Below are 21,626 nucleotides of genomic sequence, written 5' to 3' on the forward strand. Positions count from 1 at the left end.
TCTATTTCTTCAGGTTTTGCAACGCTTTTTTGTTGGCTTCAATTATACAATCAATGTCTTGGTCGGTGTGTGCGTACGAAACAAACAAACACTCGAACTGCGAAGGTGCCAGGTAAATACCGCTTTCAAGCGAAAGACGGAAGTATTCGGCATATTTTTCGGTATCGCAGGTCATGGCTTCGTCAAACGAAGTCACCTGCTTTTCTTGGGTGAAGAATAGGGTCATCATCGATCCCACGCGGTTGAGCACTGCTGGGGTGCCTGTTTCTTCGAGGTTCTGCCGGATGCCTTTTTCGAGTTTGGCTGCCTTGCGTTCCAGTTCGCTGTAAAAGTCGGCTGTTTCGTTGATCATTGTCAGCATGGTGATCCCTGCCGCCATTGCCAGCGGGTTTCCGGATAAAGTTCCGGCCTGGTACACCGGGCCAACCGGGGCCAGCATGTCCATGATTTCTTTTTTACCGCCGTAAGCGCCCACCGGAAGTCCGCCTCCGATGATTTTTCCCAGCGTGGTGAGGTCGGGTGAAATACCGTAATACTCCTGTGCACCGCCTTTGGCCAAACGGAAACCGGTGATCACTTCGTCAAAGATCAGCAGTGCGCCGTTGGCGGTACAAATATCGCGAAGGCCTTCAAGGAAGCCGGGATTGGGAGGCACAACACCCATATTTCCCGAAACCGGTTCAACGATCACCGCAGCAATCTGTCCTTTTTCCTCGTCAAACAGCTTTTGTACTGAATCAAGGTTGTTGTATTCGGCCAGCAAGGTATCCTGCGCGTTTCCTTTGGTCACACCCGGACTGTCGGGGATACCCAACGTGATGGCACCCGATCCGGCTTTGATCAGAAAGCTGTCGCCATGGCCGTGGTAGTTGCCAATAAATTTGACGATCTTCTCGCGTTTGGTATAACCGCGTGCCAGCCGAATGGCGCTCATGGTGGCCTCGGTACCCGAGTTCACCATCCGCACTTTTTCCACTGTCGGGAACATTTCCACGATCAGTTCGGCCATTTGTGTTTCGTACTGCGTGGGAGCGCCGTAGCTGGTTCCCTTTTGTGCAGCTTCGTTAATGGCAGCCAGAATGCGGTCGTGCGCGTGGCCAAAAATCAGCGGTCCCCAAGATGCTACAAAATCGATGTAGCGGTTTCCGTCGATGTCAAAAATTTCAGCGCCTTTGGCTTTTTCAATAAACACAGGATTCAGCTTCACACTTTTAAAAGCGCGAACCGGTGAGTTTACTCCGCCCGGAATGACCTGCTGTGCTTTTTCAAAGGCTTCTATACTTTTTGTAAAGGACATGTTCTTTGTTTTTCAATGTTTGTTTTTGCTCCCCCTCCAGTTTTCCTTTTGACCCCCTAAATCCGACAGGAGGGGGACTTTGTCTCCATCAGGGAGTAGATCTGGTTATGTATATTTTGTGGAGCAACTCACCCTGCCCCCGAGTACTCGGGATCGTCCCTCTCTTTGCAAAGAGAGGGAATGAGGGAGAGTTCGTATCCCTGAAATGACAATATCTTTATAAATTCTCAATTAACTTTCTTTGTTCGATTTACTTCATCGCGTTAATAATGTTGGCCGCATCCACCGCGTGGTAGGTGATGATGATGTCGGCTCCGGCGCGTTTGATCGAAGTCAGAACTTCCATCATCACACGGGCTTCATCGATCCAGCCGTTTGCACCGGCGGCTTTTACCATCGAAAACTCCCCGCTCACATTGTAAGCCGCTACCGGCATGTTGAATTCAGTTTTCACACGGTAGATAACATCGAGGTACGAAAGGGCTGGTTTTACCATAACCAGGTCGGCGCCCTCTTCGATATCTGCCGCCACTTCGCGCATGGCTTCGTTTGAGTTGGCCGGATTCATCTGGTAGGTGGCACGGTTTCCGAATTTCGGAGCGCTTTCAGCGGCTTCGCGGAACGGTCCGTAAAAACCGGAAGCGTATTTTGCCGCATACGACATGATGGGTATTTTTTCGAAGTGCGCTTCATCCAATGCTTTGCGGATGCTCCCCACGCGGCCGTCCATCATATCGCTCGGTGCGATCATATCGGCTCCGGCTTCGGCCAGCGAAACCGATTGTTTGGCCAGTGTTACCAGTGTGCTGTCGTTGTCCACGTCGCCGTCGATAATTGTTCCGCAATGACCATGCGTGGTGTATTCGCAGTTGCAAACATCGGCAACAATATACAGGTTGGGCAATTCCTTTTTGATGGCGCGGATAGCGGTTTGCACGATGCTGTTGTGCTGACAGGCTACCAGTCCGTGTTCATCTTTTTCAGCAGGAATACCAAAAAGCAACACCGCACGAACACCGGCGGCCACTACTTTTTTACACTCCTCCACCAGAAGTTCAACCGATAGCTGGTAGTTGCCCGGCATCGACGAAATCGGGTTCTTCACGTTGGTACCAGCGCATACAAAAAGCGGCATAATTAAGTCGTCCACCGAAAGTTTGGTTTCGGTAACCATGTCTCTCAATACTGAATTGTATCTAAGTCTTCTTAATCTTGTTTGTGGAAATGCCATAACGTATCTGTTTTGATGTTTGATTACTTGCTAAAATACTGAATAATGGATGAAACAAGGCCTTCTGAATTGTAAGGAGCTGCTTCGAATGCGATTTCCCAGCCCAGTTCCTGCACTGCTTTGGTAGTTACCGGCCCGATGCTCCCGATAGTAGGCGGCGTGGCCAGGTCTTTTCCCATCAAAGCATAAAAATTCTGAACCGTTGACAGACTGGTAAAAAGAATGCAGTTGTATTGATTGTTCTGAATGAGACGCTGCACATTTTCACCCGGTGTAACAGGCGGCAAGGTGTTGTACACATTCAGTCGGGTAATATCATTTTTTTCTGAAAGCTGCTCTTCGAGCTTTGTGCCGGCGATGTTTCCCAACGCCAGCAATAATTGCTGAGCTTCCGGGTTGTGTTCTTTTTTGAAGGCGGCTACAAATTCTTCAGCCGTGGCTTCGGGTGAAATAAATTGCGGACCGTAACCGTAATAATCGAGTTCGGCCGCCGTTTTTTCGCCAATCACCGCGATCTTCAAAGTTTCGGGCAAAGTGGTGTTTCCGTTGATTTCAATCAGCTGTTTGAAAAAGTGGATAACGCCGTTTTTGCTGGTGAAAAATACCCAGTTGAATTTTTGCAGGTCTTTTAAAACTGCTTTTTCTGAATCGGAAAGTACGGCTGTTTCAATCCGGATCATCGGAGCTTCGATCACATTGGCGCCTTTGGCTTTGAGCAACTGCGAAAGATCGTCGCCCACTTCAACGGGTCGGGTCGAAATAATCGTTTTTCCTTTGAGTGGAAGTTCGCCGGTTTGTGGAGCAATGTTCGCTTTGATGGTGTCGAGTACTGTTTTGCCTCCTTCATTCAGCAATTTTTCCGCCAGCTTGTTGGCAATTGTATGGGCGTCTTCAACAGGGCCGGAAGCCGAATCCTGGATAAACACACTTCCGTCGAGGTTGGAAATAAACCCGGTGATGGTAAAAGTGTTGCCTTTAATTTCGGAATGGCTTCCCACCGGAATCTGGCAACCGCCTTCCAAGGTGCGTAAAAAAGTACGTTCGGCACCCGAAGTGATCATCGTTTCAGGATGATTAATACCATCCAACAGATTTTCAATCTCGTGATCCTTTTCCAATATTTCGATGGCGATGGCTCCCTGTGCACAGGCCGGAATCATTTTATCGGGCGAAAGCACTTCTGAAATGTGCTCGTCCATGCCAAGGCGTTGTAACCCGGCAGCCGCCATGATCATGGCACTGCAATAACCTTCTTCCATTTTCCGGATGCGTGTGTTTACGTTTCCGCGGATTTCAACAATGGTAAGGTTCGGGTTGAGTTTAAGCAACTGCGCCTTTCTTCTCAGGCTCGATGTTGCAATAATATCTTCGGATGTAAGTTCTTCGAAAGTTCGCTGGTCTTTGGTAACCAGGGCATCGAAAGCGCTGGCTCGCTCGAGCACCGCGCCGAGTTTGGTGCCTTCCGGGAAAACGGTGGGGAGGTCTTTTAAACTGTGAACCGCCATGTCGATCTCGTCGTCGAACATCGCAATTTCCAGTTCCTTGGTAAAAAGTCCCTTGTCGCCGATTTTGGAGAGCGGCACGTCCAGTATTTTATCGCCTTTGGTTTTAATCACCACGATCTCAAAAGTGAGCTCCGGGTATTTTGCCTCCAAAGCATCTTTTACACGGTAAGCCTGGTACAAGGCCAACTGACTTCCGCGGGTTCCGATTCGAATGTGTTTTCTCATTGAGCGATTTTGAACAGGTCGTTCACCAAATCAATGTACTCTTTTTTGCGGCCATTGTCGGTTACCGACTTAACGTTGCGGATCATCAGGCGGATGAATTTGTTGGTGATGTGCTCGGCGTACATTTCAGCATCTTCGCCGTTGTTTTTCACCTGCTTTTTCATAAAGCCTTCCAATTCCTGCTGGTTGATTTTCTGGAAATTTTCGCTGATGCTCTGGAAAGTAGCCGTCAGTTCGCGTGTGTGTTGCCAGTCGGCAAATTCAGCTACAAAACTTTCGATAATCTCTTCGGCTTTGTCAATCTCGCCTTTGCGTTTTTCGAAGGTTTCGTCCACCACAGCGGTTAAATCATCCACGTTGTAAACAAAGGTATTGTCGATTTCGCCAACCGTCGCTTCCACATTTGCCGGAACAGAAAGATCGATAAAGAACATCGGCTTGTAGTGGCGGAGCGGCATGATCTGCATCATTTTTTCTTTTGTTATCAAAGCCTTTTTTGAGGCTGTGCTGGCGATTACAATATCGTGGTTGAGCAATAAATCGTCGAGTTCGTCCAAATTTCGGGCTTCTCCATTATAGCGTTCAGCCAGTTCCGCTGCTTTTTCAAAGGTGCGGTTAACGACCGTGAATTTGGTGCAGCCTTTTTTTACCATGTTCTGCATGGTAAGTTCGCCTGTTTGTCCGGCACCGATCAAAAGGGCCGGGTGCGAAGTAAGGTTGCGTAATTTTTGTGCGGCCAGTTCCACAGCGGCATAACTTATTGAAACGGCTCCCTTGCTCAGTTCAGTGTTGGTACGCACCGATTTTCCGGCTTCAAACGCTTTGTTGAACAAACGGATCAGCACCGAGCTGTTGATGTTTTGACGTTCGCTGATGGCAAACGCTTCTTTCAGCTGGCCAACAATCTGGTATTCTCCCAAAGCCATGGAATCAAGCCCGGCAGCTACCCTGAACAGATGACGGGATACGTTTTCACCGTAATAGGTGTAAAAATGCTGTTTTACCTGGGTGTCGGCTTTCCGCCAGTTAATAAGCGTGGAGAGCATATAATCGCTGAACGATTCAATGTTTGACCCCGAATAATCAAAGTAAATTTCCGTCCGGTTACAGGTGGATAAAACGATGGCACCGGTCAATCCCATTTCACTCAGGCCCGGAATAAAGCGCCTGACATCCTCTTCGCAAAAAACAAATCTACCCCGGATTTCAATGGGTGCTGTCTTGTGGTTTAATCCTAATAATCCGATCATTCGCTGTGAATCTTTCTGATTTGCAGTTCAAGTATATTAAAACAATCTGTAGAAAATCTGTGCAAAAAATCCGGATTTGACAGAATGCTGTTTTGCTAACATCGAGTCGTGATAAAAAGTTGTTTTGATGTTGATATATGTCATTTTTAGTTGAAAGTGGTGTTTTGTGCTAATGTGCAGTTTATTAGTTGTTTGTGTGTCTTGTGTCGCGTTTTTTCATGTAGGTTATGCCGGTTTGTGAGACATGTTGTTTAATCTAAATTTAAATTGTGAATTCGGATTATTTTTAATTTGTCTTGAGTAGAATATTGGATTTGGGAAGAAATCAATGTTGTCTGGTTAAAAATAATTATTGAAGAACAGATTGCTTCTCCCGAGGGATTCGGGATCGCAATGACGGAGTTGTAGTGCCATTAATTTTGGTAGGAGTGTTTGGTTCTCGGCATTGCCGAAAACCAAACTCTCCCAAACGTAGAAACCCCATTGGACGTCATTGCGAGCATCGCGAAGCAAGCTTAAAGGTTGCCCGGAAACTATTTGAAAAAAATACTGAATTGATGCAGGTTTTCGCGGTAAGCATATTGGGCCTGAAAACCGGATACTTCACAGATTTTCTGTACGATGGCCAGTCCTAGCCCTGTTGATTTGTCGGAGGAAGAGGCTTTGTAAAAGCGGTTGAAGAGTTGGCCTTCGTCGCCCTGAATTTTTTCGCCGCTGTTCGAAACAATCAGTCTTTCTTCGTTGATATCAAACTCCAGGTTTCCGCCTTTTACGTTGTGGCGCAGCCCGTTTTTGATGAGGTTGGCTATCAGGATATCCGCCAGGAAGGGATTCATTTTTACTGAGAAGGAAGATTCCGGCATTTTCACCTGAATCTGCTTGGTTTCGATCAGTTCTTCAAAATTTTCGAGCTGGTATTCAATTAATTCACTTAAATCCACTTCTTTGGTTTCGGGGAACTGGCGGTTTTCAATTTTTGCCAGCAGCAACAATGTTTTGTTGAGCCGCGATAGTTTGGAACTGGCTTCCAACGCGTCGGTGATGGTTTTTAGTTCCTTCTCCGGAAGCTTGTCGGATTGCAGCAATACCTCCAGTTTTGACGTGATCACTGCCAGCGGCGTTTGTATTTCGTGCGAGGCATTCTCGGTGTATTCCTTCAGGTTGTAATAGTCGTTTTTTATCCTGTCGGTCATCGCTGTTAATACCCGGTTGAGGTCGTTGAATTCCTTGATGTCAGACGACTGTAGCGAGAATTCCTGCTGCGAATTGAGGTCGTAATGACTCACTTTTTCCAGCGTGTCGTAAAACGAATGCCAGGCCTTTTGCGATGTGTGCAGGTTTAGTATCAGCAGCGCCACGATCAACATCACAACAACTACCGTTAGCAGCAACAGAATCCGCACGATCAGCGAGTCGGTTTCGGCCAGCGACTTGTAGATTTTTACCAGGAACTTTTGCCCGTTGATTTCGGTGGTGAATTCGAGTTGGCGATGAGGAACATAATATTTGGCACGTTCGTCAAAAAGAATGGTGTCGGTGAAAGCGCGAACGGTTTCGTCAGCGGGTGCCGGAACAATTACGATTTTGTCGGCCGGGCTTTGGGGCGCTTTTTCCATGCCGTGCGCCATGTTTAGTTCCGACCGGATGTTGCTTTCTTTTTTGGCCAGCTCAGCATTGATGTTGGCATCCACCTGTTTGCGCAGCAAAAAGTAAAACACAATGAGCCCTACCAGGAAAATGAAAAGGGAGATCGATAGAAAATTCAGATTGGTTCTGGTAAGCAGCTTCATAATGTGTTAATCGCTTATTGTTTTTGAATGGTGTCGCTTTTAGTTTCCGATGCTGGTGTCGAATTTATAGCCAACGCCGTAAATGGTTTGTATGTAATCCTGACATCCGTTGGCCAGGAGTTTTTTTCGCAGGTTTTTAATGTGCCCGTATATAAAATCGTAGGAATCGGCCACTTCCATGTAGTCGCCCCAAAGGTGCTCGGCCAACCCGGTTTTAGTGATCACCTTGTTTTTGTTGGCGGCAAAAAACTGCATCAGCTCGTATTCTTTCTTGGTCAGCTTTAGCAGGTTGTCGTGTACAAAAACCTGGTGTGCATCGGGCATGATTTTAATTTCGTTGATGATGATCTGGTTGTTTCCGTCGAAGTTAATCCGGCGGTGAATCGATTTTAGTTGCGCATTCAATTCAGCCAAATGAAAGGGTTTGGTGAGGTAATGGTCGGCGCCAATGTCGAGTCCTTCGATTTTATCGTCGAGCGAATTGCGGGCCGAGATGATAATAATGCCCATGCTTTTTTTACGCTTTTTTACCAGGCGGATAATGTCGAGGCCGCTTCCTCCCGGAAGGTTGATATCGACCAACACACAGTCGTAATCGTAAAGCTCGGTTTTTTCCACTGCCGTTTCGTAATCATAAGCCGCTTCACACAGGTAATCTTCGGCTGTCAGGTAGTTTACCACCGCATCCGAAAGCGCTTTTTCATCTTCAATAATCAGGATCTTCATTTTGCTGACTCTTGCACGATTCTCAATGAATCATTTTCACCTGCAAGATAACAACTTTTGGAGTTGATTTGGAATTCGGCGAATGTCAAATGTTTTGGCCAATTGGGAGAGCGTGTTTTTTGTAAAATACTGCAATCGTAATCGGCATGTTCAACCTTGCTAAGACAAACGGTAAATTTTATCTTTGAGAAATAAACGCTTTCGGAATAAATTTCGATTCTTAGCGTTTTAGATTTGGTTCTGAATAAAATTACTGAAATATGGCACAAACAAAATGGTGTTGCCGGATTTTTCCGGTGGTGGTGATCCTTCTCTCCGCCGTACTTGCAACCGTAATCTGGTATGTTGAAGAAGGCACATACAGTTTTGCATTTTTGTTCGACAAGAACGAGGTTTTTAATTTTCTCGGAACCGTATTGTTTATTGCCATTCTTCCCATTGGTATTTTCTACTGGCTGAACGACAAGGAGAAATACCAGTCACGCGCCCGTCCGTTGGCAATGCTGGGATTTTTGCCGACACTGGCTTTTGTGATTTTTCAGTTGGTGATGTAAAAATTTAGTCGGCTGGTTGTAATTCTGGCTTTATGTTTTTAGCGTTCGTAATTAGCTACTTCTGCTTGAACTTTCATGTTGAGCAAATGCCGTCTTTGGTGTTTTCCTCATTGCATGGTTAATAAGTCAGCTTTGAAAACTGATTTCCGGGCAAAAAAAATTCTATCTTTCCGCAACAAAACTTAGCTATGTCGAAGTTCCCGTTTTATCAACAGTTTGATGCGATGGATTGCGGCCCTACCTGTTTGCGTATGGTGGCGAAATATTACGGGAAACATTTTTCTACCGAATCACTCCGCGAAAAATCATACATCTCCCGCGAAGGGGTTTCGCTTTTGGGAATCAGCGATGCCGCCGAATCCATTGGGATGCGCTCGATGGGCGTAAAGATCACTTTCGAACAGCTGAAAAAAGAGGCGCCGCTGCCCTGTATTGTTCATTGGGGGCAAGGGCATTTTGTGGTGGTGTATAAAATCGCCAAGGGGAAAGTGTTTGTGGCGAACCCGGCGTTTGGGCGTTTGGAGTATTCCGAAAAAGAATTTTGCGAAAAATGGCTTTCGACGGTTACCGGGGGTGAAGAGAAAGGTGTTTGTTTGCTTTTGCAACCAACGCCCGAATTTTACCAGGAGCCGGAGGAGAAAGTCAGCCGCACCGGGTTTCGCTTTGTGCTGAACTACCTGAAACCCTATCGCAAACTGGTTATTCAGCTGATTCTCGGTTTTTTCCTGGGTAGTTTGATTCAACTGGTGTTGCCATTTCTTACCCAAAGTGTGGTCGATATTGGTATAAATAACCAGGACATTGGCTTTATCTACCTTGTTTTGCTGGCACAATTGGTGTTGTTTATCAGCCGGATGTCGGTAGAGTTTATTCGTTCCTGGATTTTGCTGCACATCAGCACCCGGATCAATATTTCCATTATATCCGACTTTTTGATAAAACTGATGAAGTTGCCGCTTGGTTTCTTCGATTCGAAAATGATCGGCGATATATTGCAGCGTATTGAAGACCACGACCGTATCGAACGCTTTTTAACCGCGCAGTCGATTGGTGTGTTGTTCTCGGTTTTTAGCCTCGTGGTTTTTGCCATTGTACTGGCGATTTACAGCTGGAAAATCTTTTTCATTTTCCTGATCGGCTCGATACTCTATTTCGTGTGGATTTACATTTTTATGAAACGCCGGCGTGAGCTGGATTACAAACGTTTTAACAAACTCTCCGAAAACCAGAGCAAGCTGATCCAGATCATCAACGGCATGCAGGAGATCAAGCTGAATAACTACGAAAAGGAAAAACGCTGGGAGTGGGAGCGGGTACAGGCCGGTTTGTTTAAAGTAAGCGTAAAAAGTCTGGCGCTTCAGCAATACCAGGACGCAGGTTCGGTGTTTATCAACGAAACAAAAAATATCCTGATCATTATTATTTCAGCAACGGCGGTGGTGAACGGCGAGTTGACCCTCGGTATGATGCTGGCTATACAATATATAATAGGACAACTAAACACTCCGTTGCGTCAATTGATTCAATTTATGCACAATGCACAGGATGCAAAGATCAGTTTGGAGCGTTTGGCCGAAATCCACGATAAAAAGGATGAAAGCGAAGCGGGAGCCAGTTATGTTAAGACCTTGCCTGAAAATAAGGGCATCAGCATTTCTGATCTTGTGTTTCAGTACGAAGGGCCGCGTTCTCCCAAAGTATTGAACAATGTTAATCTGGACATTCCCGAGAAAAAGACAACAGCGATCGTGGGTACCAGTGGAAGCGGAAAGACTACACTGATAAAATTATTGCTGGGCTTTTACCCTCCGGTGGAAGGCGATATTAAAATCGGTGGAACGCGATTGGCTAATTTCTCTCCCAAGATGTGGAGGGACAGCTGTGGCGTGGTGATGCAGGACGGTTTTATTTTTTCTGACAGCATCGCTAAAAATATCGTGGTAAACGACGAAACGGTGGATCACGAACGATTGCTGGATGCCGTAAAAATGGCTAACATTCAGGATTATATCGAATCGCTGCCATTGAGCTACAATACCAAAATAGGACAGGAAGGAGTAGGTTTGAGCCAGGGGCAAAAGCAACGGATACTGATTGCCCGCGCTATCTACAAATCGCCGGAATACCTGTTTTTTGATGAGGCCACCAATGCGTTGGATGCCAACAACGAAAAACTGATCATGGAAAACATGGAAAAAGTTTCGGCAGGAAAAACGGTTGTTGTGGTGGCGCATCGTTTAAGTACGGTAAAAAATGCCGACCAGATTATCGTTCTCGAAAAAGGCGAAATTGTGGAGCGCGGAACGCACGAAGAGTTAATTGGGAAAAAGGGAAAATATTTTGAGTTGGTAAGAAATCAATTGGAACTTGGTAATTAATAGAAGATGCCAGATGATAGACAAAATATAGAAATCCGTTCCGGCGAAGTGCAGGAAATACTTGGAGGAGTTCCATCTCGTTTGGTGAGATATGGAATTCTTGTGTTTATTGCGATCTTTTCGCTGATCATCGTTTTCAGTTTTGTATTTCATTATCCCGATATATTGCGGTCGAAGATTGTGGTTACCACAGAAAATCCACCTGCAACTTTGGTGGCCCGGGCAACCGGAAAAATCGACCAGCTTTTTGTGAGTGATAAGGAAAAAGTGGAAGCCGGGGATATCATTGCATTGATCGAGAATCCTGCGAACTACATTGATGTGCTTCAGTTGCAGCAACTGATTAACGATCTGCAGCCGGCCTTTGATACTTTGAATTTTATTCCGGCCATTCATTTGAGTAAAACATTGCAACTTGGACCGATTCAGGAATATTATTCACAGTTTATTACCCGTTTTCAGGAGTTAAAGGAATTCAGCGAACGCAATTACTACATGCTGAAGGAGGAATCGTATCTCGAACAGGCCAAAAATGCGCGCATTTTGTACGACCGTATGTGGGAGCGAAAACAGGCGGTAGATAAAGAATATCAGCTCAAATTGCGCAACTACGAGCGGCAAAAGAAACTGGTTGCCGGTGAGGTAATTGCTACAACTGATTTTGAAAAAGCCGAGTCAGAAATGTTGTCGAAAAAATCAGAGTTGGATGAGATCCGTTCCGATTTGGCTCAGCAGCAGATCGATATTGGTGTACTCGATCAGAAAGTCATCGAGAATGAAAAGGAATTCAGGGATTTTAAAATTCAGTATGAGTCGGCTTTGCTGGAAGCTTTTAATAATACCAAAAGTGCCGTTAGCGATTGGTTTTTAACTTATCTGATACGAACACCGATTGAAGGGACTGTTTCGTTCAATAAATTTTATGCGCAGAACCAGAATATCAATGCGGGCGATCGCGCTTTTACCATTGTTCCCGATGACCTCGGGAAGGTGATCGGTAAACTGGAGTTGCCGGTGCGTGGTTCAGGTAAGGTAAAAGAAGGCCTCAATGTAAATGTTAAATTCGATAACTATCCGTACATGGAGTTTGGACTGGTGCGCGGAACCGTAAAAAGCGTTTCGCTGGTGCCGGAAGATAATTTTTACATGGTAGAGGTGGAGTTTCCCCGGGGGCTGGTTACAAACTACGACCGGGACCTTCAGATGCAAAATCAACTTACCGGAGAAGCCGAAGTAATTACCGAAGACCTGCGTTTAATTCAGCGCTTTTTCAATCCTTTGAAAGCCCTTTGGAACGAGCGGGTGAAGTAGTTTCGAGTTCAAAGTTTAAAGTTCAGTGTTTAAGGGAATTTTGTTTTTTCTTTATGCGAATAAGTGCATCTCCATTCAACAATTAATCATTTATCTCATTCGCAAACCATCCGAACGTATTCTGAAAACTATCGAGGAGCTTTTGTATAATAATGTACTTCAGTTAGTTTCGGTAATTAACTATTTACTGTAGAAAGTCATAGGTATAAACTGTTGATTATCTATATTTTTAGCCCTGTTAAATTAGTCTTGAATATTTATCCTGATTTGTATGAAATCGATATTGATTATTTTCGTGACCCTGATAGTTCTATCAGGCTGTAGCACAAATAAAACAGAACAAATGCCTGAACAAAAAATGGTTATTGCCGAAAGTGCGATTACCGGCGCCGTAGCGAAAATTGCTGAAAAGTTTCCGGAGGCTGACCGGCAAAACATGGAAAAAGGAATCCGGCATGCGGCGTCGTTGTGGCGTGCGACCGATGGCACTGCGGATGAGTTTGTTGCGTTCTGTACCGAAAGCTATCTGGGCGACGCCAGTGAAAAGCAAGCCGTTTTTGTTAAAATGTCCGACTATTTCGAATCGCTTTTCGGTCATTTCAATAAAATAACCCTGGACCTACGCAAAAATGTCGATTTGCAAACCGGCGAACTGTTTCCGGTCGATCATATGTTTGCAGCGTACAGTCCCAGTGCCCATTTGAACAACGATTTTTACGAGAATAAAATAGCCTTCCTTGTTGCGCTGAACTTCCCGTTTTATTCAACGGAAGAAAAAAATGAACGAAGCAAAGAGTGGTCTGACCTGGAATGGGGCTACGCCCGTATGGGGGATATTTTTAGTTCGAGAGCTCCATCCGAACTCGTCCAAAACAGCTCGAAAGTTTCGGCCGAATCGGAAGCTTACATTGCTGAGTACAATATTTACATGGGGCACCTGCTGGGGAAGAATGGAGAAACGCTTTTCCCCGAAGATATGGTGCTGCTGAGCCACTGGAATCTGCGCGACGAAATCAAGGCCAACTATGGCAATGCGGCCAACGGACTTGAAAAGCAGGCTCTGATTTACCAGGTTATGCAACGAATTGTTGACCAGTCGATACCGGAGAAAGTGATCAACTCGGGAGAATTCAACTGGGACCCGTCTGGAAATAAAATTTACAAAAATGATGAGGCTATAGACGCAACACCCGAACCCGACGAGCGCTACCAGCAAATCATTAATAATTTCAAGGCGATGAAAGCCTTCGATGCATACAATCCAATGTTAAATACTGCGATTAAGCGTGCTTTTTCGGGAGGGATGCAAATTCCGCAGGAAGAAGTGGAAGCGCTTTTTCGCGAGTTTCTTGGTTCACCACAGTTGAAAGATGTTGGTACAATTATAAAAAACAGACTGGGCCGCGACTTGCAGCCGTGGGATATTTGGTACGACGGTTTTAAATCGCGCAGTTCCATTTCTGAAGAGAAGCTGAATGCCATTACGCGCTCAAAATACCCGGATGCCCGGGCGTTGGAAAACGATTTTGGTAGCATGCTGCAAAAGCTGGGTTTCGAAAAAGACAAAGCCGAATTCATCGCTTCAAAAATTACGGCCGATCCGGCCCGTGGTTCGGGCCATGCATGGGGCGCTTCCATGAAGGAAGAAAAAGCCCACCTGCGTACCCGCATCCCCGGAAATGGCATGGATTATAAAGGGTACAATATTGCCGTTCACGAATTTGGTCACAATGTGGAGCAAACCATTTCTTTGCACGAAGTTCCTTATTACATGATGAACGGTGTCCCCAATACTGCTTTTACTGAAGCCCTGGCATTTGTTTTTCAGCAAAGAGATCTCCAGTTGCTGGATATCGAAGACAAGAATCCGGACAAAGAGTACCTGGAAACGCTCGATATTTTTTGGTCGGTATACGAGATTATGGGCGTTTCGCTGGTTGATATGCAAGTTTGGAAGTGGATGTACAAGCATCCTGAATGTACGGCAACGGAGCTGAAAAATGCCACGCTGGAAATCAGTAAAACAGTATGGAACGAATATTTTGCACCGGTGTTTGGAATGAAGGACCAAACCATTCTGGCTATTTACTCACACATGATCAATTCGCCGATGTACCTGCCAAACTATGCATTTGGTCATTTGATTCACTTCCAGCTCGAAGAGCATTTTAAGTCGCACCCGTTTGCAGCCGAAGTGGAACGGATTTTTGCACTGGGGCAGCTGACCCCCGCCGAGTGGATGAGAAAGGCAGTAGGCACACCTCTTTCCAACGAGCCTATTCTTACCGCAGCCACCGAAGCAATTGAGCACCTGCAGTAATTCATTATCTGTCTTAACATAGATTCAACGCCCTTTAGGAATGACAAACGTTTTACCTGAAGGGCGTTGATGTATGAAGAGGACGATTATTTATTGGCTTGAATCCTGGAAAATCTGACATCATCATTCGCTTATCCCCAGTCGTCATTGATTCTTGCAACTTCCATCTTCCAACTCCCCGCTTCTGGCTTCCCGCTTCGCGCTTCAATCTTCTCTTTCTCAATCGCTTTCAATCTTAATTTTTTCAAAAAAAAGCTGAAAATGTATTGCAGATAAATTAAAATGCGTACTTTTGCGAGCCGTTTTTGGGGAATACTATGCATTTCCCACTAGAAGCAATTGATAATTAAGGATTTTTGCATACTTTTGCAGTCCGTTTTGCGAATTGATTATTAACTATATAAAAAACAGGTATTTATGCCAACTATTCAACAGTTAGTTAGAAAAGGAAGACAAAGCAAGGTTGAGACAAGCAAGTCTCCGGCCTTGGATTCATGCCCACAACGTCGTGGTGTATGTGTGCGTGTTTATACCACCACTCCTAAAAAACCTAACTCGGCGATGCGTAAAGTTGCCAGGGTAAGGTTAACTAATGGTAAAGAGGTGAATGCTTACATTCCTGGAGAAGGACACAACCTGCAGGAGCACTCAATTGTGCTGGTTCGTGGAGGTAGGGTGAAAGACCTTCCTGGGGTACGTTACCACTTAATCCGTGGTGCACTCGATACCGCTGGTGTTGAAGGACGTACACAACGTCGTTCGAAATACGGTGCCAAGAGACCGAAAGACAAGAAGTAAGAAAAAAGTAATTAACACTGTTATTTATTAGTGGTTTGGTTGAGTAAGGAAATCTCTCTAATGTCTTCCGGAGATGAACTGAAGACCGCCTACGGGCAACCAATTTAGATAACACTAAAAGAAGTTTTAAAATGAGAAAAGCAAAACCAAAGAAGAGACATTTATTGCCGGATCCAAAATTTAATGATGTTTTGGTAACCCGGTTTGTCAACGACCTGATGGTGGACGGAAAGAAGTCGACTGCATACACTATTTTCTATGATACAATGAGTATGATCGAAAAACGTATGAAAGATTCTGAAGTTGCCCCACTTGATGTTTGGAAAAAAGCATTGGAGAATATTACTCCTGCTGTTGAGGTTAAAAGCCGCCGTGTTGGTGGTGCTACTTTCCAGGTTCCGATGGAAATTCGTGCGGAAAGAAAAACTTCAATCAGTATCAAGAATATGATATTATTTGCCCGGAAACGTTCAGGCAAATCAATGGCCGATAAGTTGTCTGCAGAAATTATTGCTGCTTTCAACGAAGAGGGTGGAGCTTACAAGAAGAAAGAAGATACCCACAGAATGGCTGAAGCAAACCGTGCATTCGCGCATTTCAGATTCTAGTTTAGAGATATAGTATTTTGGTAAAATTTGATTAGAAAATTGGTTTAAAAAATGGCTAAACAAGATCTGAAATATACAAGGAATATCGGTATCATGGCGCACATCGACGCCGGAAAAACAACCGTTTCAGAAAGGATTCTTTTCTATACTGGTTTGACTCACCGTTTGGGGGAAACTCACGATGGTTCAGCAACCATGGACTGGATGGAGCAAGAGCAGGAGAGAGGTATTACTATTACTTCGGCTGCCACAACAACTTTCTGGAACCACAAAGATATCGAGCACAAAATCAACATTATTGATACTCCCGGACACGTTGACTTTACTGTTGAGGTAGAGCGTTCGTTGAGGATTCTTGATGGTACTGTAGCTCTTTTCTGTGCCGTTGGTGGTGTAGAAGCACAGTCGGAAACCGTTTGGCGTCAGGCTGAAAAATACGGCGTTCCGAGAATTGCTTTTGTAAACAAAATGGACCGTCAGGGTGCTGATTTCTTTAACGTATACAACGATATCAAAGAAAAACTAGGTGCCAATCCGGTTCCAGTTCAGATTCCAATTGGAGCAGAAGAGAAATTTGAAGGTGTTATCGACCTGGTAGAAATGAAAGCTGTACGTTGGTACGACGATGAAAACACAGGTACAAGATACGCTCTTGAAGACATCCCTGCTGACCTGTTGGAACAAGCTGAAGAATGGAAAGAAAAACTGGTTGAATCGGTAGCAGAAGTTGACGATGAGTTGATGGAACGTTATTTCGAAGATCCGGATTCTATCACAAAAGACGAAATGCTGGCAGTGATCCGTAAAGCAACCCTGAAAGGAATTATTATTCCGATGTTGTGTGGATCGGCCTTCAAAAATAAAGGTGTTCAGCGTTTGCTGGATGCTGTTTGTGAATTCTTGCCAAGCCCGCTGGATAAAGGCGAAATCAAAGGTATTAACCCGGACACTGACAAAGAAGTTATTCGTACGGCTAATGCTGATGAGCCACTGGCAGCGCTTGCATTTAAAATCGCTACCGACCCGTTTGTAGGTCGTTTGGCTTACATTCGTGTTTATTCAGGTACTTTGCATGGTGGTGATTCTGTTTACAATTCTCGTACAGGGAAGAAGGAACGTATCTCACGTTTGTACCAGATGCACTCTAACAAACAGAATCCGAAAGACGAGATCGAAGCAGGTGATATCTGTGCTGCTGTAGGTTTTAAAGACATCCGTACAGGTGATACATTGGGTGATATTAAGAACCCTATTGTTCTGGAGAGTATGGATTTCCCGGAACCGGTAATTGGTATCGCAGTAGAGCCTAAATCGCAGAAAGATGTAGATAAACTGTCAAACGGTTTGGCAAAACTGGCTGAAGAAGATCCAACTTTCGTGGTAAACACTGACCCGGATTCAGGACAGACTGTTATCCGTGGTATGGGTGAGCTTCACCTGGAAATTCTGGTTGACCGTTTGAAACGTGAGTTCAAAGTGGAATGTAACCAGGGGGCACCACAGGTTGCTTACAAAGAAGCGATCACTAATTCAGTTGAGTTGCGTGAGGTGTTCAAGAAACAAACCGGTGGTCGTGGTAAATTTGCCGATATCATTGTGCGTGTTGAACCTGCTGCGGAAGGTCATGTCGGTCTTCAATTCGTAGACGAAGTAAAAGGTGGACGTATTCCGCGCGAATTCATTCCATCTGTTGAAAAAGGATTCAAAGATGCACTGTCAAACGGTCCGTTGGCTGGTTTCCCGGTCGACAGCTTAAAAGTTACTTTGCTGGACGGTTCGTTCCACGCAGTTGACTCTGACCAGTTATCGTTCGAGATTTGTGCCCGCCAGGCGTTCAAAAGTGCAACTTCAAAAGCGAAACCTGTACTGTTGGAACCGATCATGAAACTGGAGATCGTTACTCCTGAAGAATATATGGGTGATATCATTGGCGACCTTAACCGTCGTCGTGGTGAAGTTGCCGGTATGGAAGCAAAAGGTAATGCTAAAGTTATCAATGCAAAAGTACCGCTGTCAGAACAGTTTGGTTATGTAACTGTATTGCGTACTCTTTCTTCAGGACGTGCTACGTCTTCGATGGAGTTTAGCCACTACCACGAGGTGCCACGTAGTTTGGCAGAAAAAGTATTGGCAGAATGTAACGGAAAAGTTGATTTATTATAATAATTATAACAATTTTCTCTTATGAGTCAGAAGATCAGGATTAAGCTGAAATCGTACGATCACAACTTGGTAGACAAGTCGGCTGAGAAAATCGTTAAAACCGTAAAAACTACGGGTGCTGTAGTAAGTGGTCCTATTCCACTTCCTACTCACCGCAGGGTTTTTACTGTTTTGCGTTCAACCTTCGTAAATAAAAAATCGAGGGAACAATTTCAGTTGTCTTCATACAAACGTTTGATCGACATCTACAGCTCAACCGCAAAAACAATTGACGCATTAATGAAGCTGGAACTTCCCAGTGGCGTCGAAGTAGAAATTAAAGTTTGATAATCTAAAGTAGTCGAAAAAATGGCTGGTATTATTGGAAAAAAAATCGGAATGACATCCGTATTCAGTGTTGAGGGGAAAAACATCCCATGCACTGTGATTGAGGCCGGACCTTGTGTTGTTACACAAGTGAAGACCCAAGAGACCGACGGCTACGAAGCGCTGCAGTTAGCTTATGGCGACAAAAAAGACAAGCACGCCACTAAAGCAGAAGTAGGGCACTTTAAAAAGGCCGGAACTTCGCCAAAGCGCAAAGTAGTAGAGTTTCATAACACCTATCAGGAAGAATTTGAACTCGGACAAGAAATTGACGTAACTATTTTCCAGGAAAAAGATTACGTTGATATCGTTGGAGTATCAAAAGGAAAAGGCTTCCAGGGCGTAGTTAAAAGACACAATTTCCGTGGGGTAAACGATGCCACACACGGTCAGCACAACAGGCTGAGAGCACCCGGTTCTATCGGAGCTTCTTCATGGCCTTCACGTGTTTTCAAAGGAATGCGCATGGCAGGTAGAGACGGTAACAAAACCGTTACTATCGAGAACCTGGAAGTATTGAAAGTAATTCCTGAGAAGAATGTAATTGTGGTAAAAGGTTCAGTACCTGGAGCCAAAGGTTCATACATAATTATTAGAAAGCAATGGAACTAAGCGTACTGAATATAGAAGGAAAAGAAACCGGAAGAAAAGTCACTTTAAGCGACCAGATTTTCGGTATTGAGCCCAGCGACCACGCCATTTATTTGGATGTAAAACAATACATGGCAAATCAGCGCCAGGGAACAAGCAAGAGCAAGGAACGTGGTGAGATTGCCGGAAGTACCCGTAAAATCAAACGTCAGAAAGGAACCGGTACTGCACGTGCAGGTAGCATTAAGTCGCCTGTATTCCGTGGTGGTGGTACAATTTTTGGCCCGCGTCCGCGTACTTATGGCTTTAAGCTGAACAAAAAAGTGAAGCAATTGGCCCGTAAATCGGCTTTGACTTACAAAGCAAGCGAAAAAAGTATTTTGGTTTTGGAAGATTTCAATTTCGAAGCTCCAAAAACAAAAGAAATGGTAGCCTTGAAAAGCAATCTGCAAATAGCTGAAAAAAAGGCACTTTTCGTTTTACCGGCTGAAAATAATAACATATATTTGTCCTCCAGAAATTTACAGGACGTATCGGTTGTAACTGCTTCTGAGTTAAATACTTATCAGATTCTTAACGCAAAAACAATTATTCTTTGCGAAGGATCTGTTGCGAAAATTGAAGAAGCATTTAAACTTTAACGGAAAAAGAAGATGGATATTTTAGTAAAACCATTAGTTACAGAAAAAATGACCGACCAGTCGGAGCGTTTTAACCGTTACGGTTTTGTGGTAGATCGCAGAGCAAGTAAACCGCAGATTAAAAAGGCCGTTGAAAGCCTTTATAATGTGACGGTTGAAACCGTGAATACCATGGTTTATGGCGGCAAAGTGAAATCGAGATATACCAAAGGCGGTATCATCACCGGAAAAACATCTGCTTACAAAAAAGCAATTGTTACTTTGGTAGAAGGAGATAGTATTGACTTTTATAGTAATATCTAATATAAAATGGCAGTAAGAAAATTAAAACCAGTAACTCCGGGTCAAAGGCACAAAATTATTGGTGCTTTTGATACCATTACTGCATCTACGCCTGAGAAATCATTGTTGGAGCCCATCAAAAAGTCCGGTGGTCGTAATAACCAGGGACGAATGACAATGAGATATATAGGCGGGGGACATAAACGCAAATACCGTATTATCGACTTCAAACGCGATAAAGACGGTGTTGCAGCTGTTGTCGATTCCATTCAGTACGATCCAAACCGTACTGCACGCATAGCACTTCTTCAGTACGAAGACGGTGAGAAGCGTTACATCGTTGCGCCTAACGGGTTGCAAGTTGGCCAAACGGTGAAAAGTGGAACCGGTGTAGAGCCTGAAGTAGGCAATACACTTCCCCTGGCCGAAATACCTCTGGGTACTTTGGTACACAACATTGAGCTTTACCCTGGCCAGGGTGGCATCATGGCTCGTAGTGCAGGCACTTATGCACAATTGACCTCACGTGACGGTAAATATGCAATTTTGAAATTGCCGTCAGGCGAAACTCGTATGGTACTTACAACCTGCAGGGCTACAGTAGGTACAGTTGGAAATACTGAGCACAACATTGAGAAATCGGGTAAAGCCGGTCGCTCTCGTTGGTTGGGAAGAAGACCACGCGTACGTGGTGTTGTTATGAACCCGGTTGATCACCCAATGGGTGGTGGTGAAGGCCGGTCTTCAGGAGGACATCCAAGATCGCGTAAAGGTATGCTTGCTAAAGGGTACAAAACCCGCTATAAGAAGAAAGCTTCCAACAAGTACATTGTAGAACGTAGGAAAAAATAGTAAAGAGGAATAATTATGAGTCGTTCATTAAAAAAAGGTCCTTTTATCGATTTCAAGCTTGAAAGCAAGGTGTTGGCGATGAATGATACCAACAAAAAATCGGTGGTGAAGACATGGGCCAGGGCATCAGTAATTTCTCCTGACTTTGTAGGACATACTATTGCAGTACATAACGGAAACAAGTTTATCCCGGTTTACGTCACCGAAAACATGGTGGGACACCGTTTGGGTGAATTTGCTCCGACCCGCACTTTCAGGGGGCATGCTGGTAATAAGAAAAGATAAGGCATTTAAAATTTAAAAAGTAAGTACAATGGGTGCCAGAAAAAGACTAGCAGCTGAACAAAGAAAAGAAGAAAAAAAGCAACAATATTTTGCTGTTTTAAGAAACTGCCCAACTTCTCCTCGTAAGATGAGACTGGTGGCTGATATGATTCGCGGCATGGAGGTAAACAAAGCGCTCGACGTTTTGAAATTCTCCTCAAAAGAAGCATCAGGCCGGGTAGAGAAACTTCTTCTTTCAGCCATTGCCAATTGGCAGGCTAAAAACGAAGGAGTTCGTTTAGAAGAAAGTGAACTTTATGTATCTCGAATCATGGTTGATTCAGGTCGTATTCTGAAGAGATTACGTCCGGCTCCCCAGGGCCGTGCTCACCGTATCAGAAAACGTTCCAACCATGTAACGATTTACGTAGATAGTAAAGAAAGTGTTGTTGAAGAAAATCTTAATTAATACAC

The 21,626-nt window shown here is 44.6% G+C and carries 20 protein-coding genes; 14 read left to right on the forward strand and 6 right to left on the reverse strand.

The window, feature by feature from the left end:
• Position 1: 1 nt before the first annotated feature.
• From hemL to INQ51_RS15055, 6 genes are all read right to left on the reverse strand, one after another.
• On the reverse strand, positions 2–1,297 hold the full coding sequence (gene hemL / locus INQ51_RS15030; protein WP_233378792.1) for a glutamate-1-semialdehyde 2,1-aminomutase: 1,296 nt from the start codon (positions 1,295–1,297) through the stop codon (positions 2–4).
• A 250-nt stretch (positions 1,298–1,547) separates the two neighbouring features.
• Positions 1,548–2,528 (reverse strand): porphobilinogen synthase, encoded by a 981-nt coding sequence (gene hemB, locus INQ51_RS15035; RefSeq protein WP_233378793.1) that lies wholly within the window; start codon positions 2,526–2,528, stop codon positions 1,548–1,550.
• Between the two features lie 23 nt (positions 2,529–2,551).
• Positions 2,552–4,258 (reverse strand): hydroxymethylbilane synthase, encoded by a 1,707-nt coding sequence (gene hemC, locus INQ51_RS15040; RefSeq protein WP_233378794.1) that lies wholly within the window; start codon positions 4,256–4,258, stop codon positions 2,552–2,554.
• The gene (hemA, locus tag INQ51_RS15045) at positions 4,255–5,508 is read right to left on the reverse strand and encodes a glutamyl-tRNA reductase (protein ID WP_233378795.1); all 1,254 of its coding nucleotides are present in this window, start codon (positions 5,506–5,508) and stop codon (positions 4,255–4,257) included. Before hemA ends, hemC begins: the two co-directional genes overlap by 4 nt.
• Before the next feature lie 533 nt (positions 5,509–6,041).
• Complete coding sequence (locus tag INQ51_RS15050) at positions 6,042–7,298, reverse strand: sensor histidine kinase (protein ID WP_233378796.1); 1,257 nt, start codon at positions 7,296–7,298, stop codon at positions 6,042–6,044.
• A 39-nt stretch (positions 7,299–7,337) separates the two neighbouring features.
• A complete protein-coding gene (locus INQ51_RS15055) occupies positions 7,338–8,024 on the reverse strand; it encodes a response regulator transcription factor (RefSeq protein WP_233378797.1) in 687 nt (228 codons plus the stop codon).
• Between the two features lie 260 nt (positions 8,025–8,284).
• On the opposite strand from INQ51_RS15055, the gene INQ51_RS15060 reads away from it, so the two are divergent.
• From INQ51_RS15060 to rplV, 14 genes are all read left to right on the forward strand, one after another.
• Positions 8,285–8,578, forward strand: a complete 294-nt coding sequence (locus INQ51_RS15060; protein WP_233378798.1) for a hypothetical protein — start codon at positions 8,285–8,287, stop codon at positions 8,576–8,578.
• Positions 8,579–8,766: 188 nt separating this feature from the next.
• Positions 8,767–10,956, forward strand: a complete 2,190-nt coding sequence (locus tag INQ51_RS15065; RefSeq protein WP_233378799.1) for a peptidase domain-containing ABC transporter — start codon at positions 8,767–8,769, stop codon at positions 10,954–10,956.
• Between the two features lie 6 nt (positions 10,957–10,962).
• Positions 10,963–12,267 carry an HlyD family secretion protein gene (locus INQ51_RS15070; protein ID WP_233378800.1) on the forward strand — a complete coding sequence of 435 codons (1,305 nt, stop codon included), beginning with the start codon at positions 10,963–10,965 and terminating at the stop codon, positions 12,265–12,267.
• A gap of 343 nt (positions 12,268–12,610) precedes the next feature.
• Entirely contained in the window at positions 12,611–14,587 is a 1,977-nt protein-coding gene (locus INQ51_RS15075) for a hypothetical protein (protein WP_233378801.1), read from the forward strand.
• A 417-nt stretch (positions 14,588–15,004) separates the two neighbouring features.
• On the forward strand, positions 15,005–15,385 hold the full coding sequence (rpsL, locus tag INQ51_RS15080; RefSeq protein WP_119439687.1) for a 30S ribosomal protein S12: 381 nt from the start codon (positions 15,005–15,007) through the stop codon (positions 15,383–15,385).
• Positions 15,386–15,516: 131 nt separating this feature from the next.
• On the forward strand, positions 15,517–15,993 hold the full coding sequence (gene rpsG, locus INQ51_RS15085; protein WP_119439688.1) for a 30S ribosomal protein S7: 477 nt from the start codon (positions 15,517–15,519) through the stop codon (positions 15,991–15,993).
• Positions 15,994–16,044: 51 nt separating this feature from the next.
• Positions 16,045–18,156: an elongation factor G gene (gene fusA, locus INQ51_RS15090; RefSeq protein WP_233378802.1), complete on the forward strand. Its 2,112-nt coding sequence runs from the start codon at positions 16,045–16,047 to the stop codon at positions 18,154–18,156.
• Between the two features lie 21 nt (positions 18,157–18,177).
• Positions 18,178–18,483, forward strand: a complete 306-nt coding sequence (rpsJ, locus tag INQ51_RS15095; protein WP_038558987.1) for a 30S ribosomal protein S10 — start codon at positions 18,178–18,180, stop codon at positions 18,481–18,483.
• A 21-nt stretch (positions 18,484–18,504) separates the two neighbouring features.
• Complete coding sequence (gene rplC / locus INQ51_RS15100; protein WP_119439690.1) at positions 18,505–19,134, forward strand: 50S ribosomal protein L3; 630 nt, start codon at positions 18,505–18,507, stop codon at positions 19,132–19,134.
• Positions 19,125–19,754, forward strand: a complete 630-nt coding sequence (gene rplD / locus INQ51_RS15105; RefSeq protein WP_233378803.1) for a 50S ribosomal protein L4 — start codon at positions 19,125–19,127, stop codon at positions 19,752–19,754. The genes rplC and rplD overlap by 10 nt, the downstream gene beginning before the upstream one ends.
• Positions 19,755–19,766: 12 nt before the next feature.
• Positions 19,767–20,057 carry a 50S ribosomal protein L23 gene (gene rplW, locus INQ51_RS15110; RefSeq protein ID WP_233378804.1) on the forward strand — a complete coding sequence of 97 codons (291 nt, stop codon included), beginning with the start codon at positions 19,767–19,769 and terminating at the stop codon, positions 20,055–20,057.
• Positions 20,058–20,063: 6 nt separating this feature from the next.
• On the forward strand, positions 20,064–20,888 hold the full coding sequence (rplB, locus tag INQ51_RS15115) for a 50S ribosomal protein L2 (RefSeq protein WP_119439693.1): 825 nt from the start codon (positions 20,064–20,066) through the stop codon (positions 20,886–20,888).
• Between the two features lie 15 nt (positions 20,889–20,903).
• Positions 20,904–21,173: a 30S ribosomal protein S19 gene (gene rpsS / locus INQ51_RS15120; RefSeq protein WP_233378805.1), complete on the forward strand. Its 270-nt coding sequence runs from the start codon at positions 20,904–20,906 to the stop codon at positions 21,171–21,173.
• Positions 21,174–21,201: 28 nt separating this feature from the next.
• The gene (rplV, locus tag INQ51_RS15125; protein WP_233378806.1) at positions 21,202–21,621 is read left to right on the forward strand and encodes a 50S ribosomal protein L22; all 420 of its coding nucleotides are present in this window, start codon (positions 21,202–21,204) and stop codon (positions 21,619–21,621) included.
• Positions 21,622–21,626 lie beyond the last annotated feature (5 nt).

Source organism: Maribellus sp. CM-23, from assembly GCF_021354595.1.
GTDB lineage: Bacteria > Bacteroidota > Bacteroidia > Bacteroidales > Prolixibacteraceae > Draconibacterium.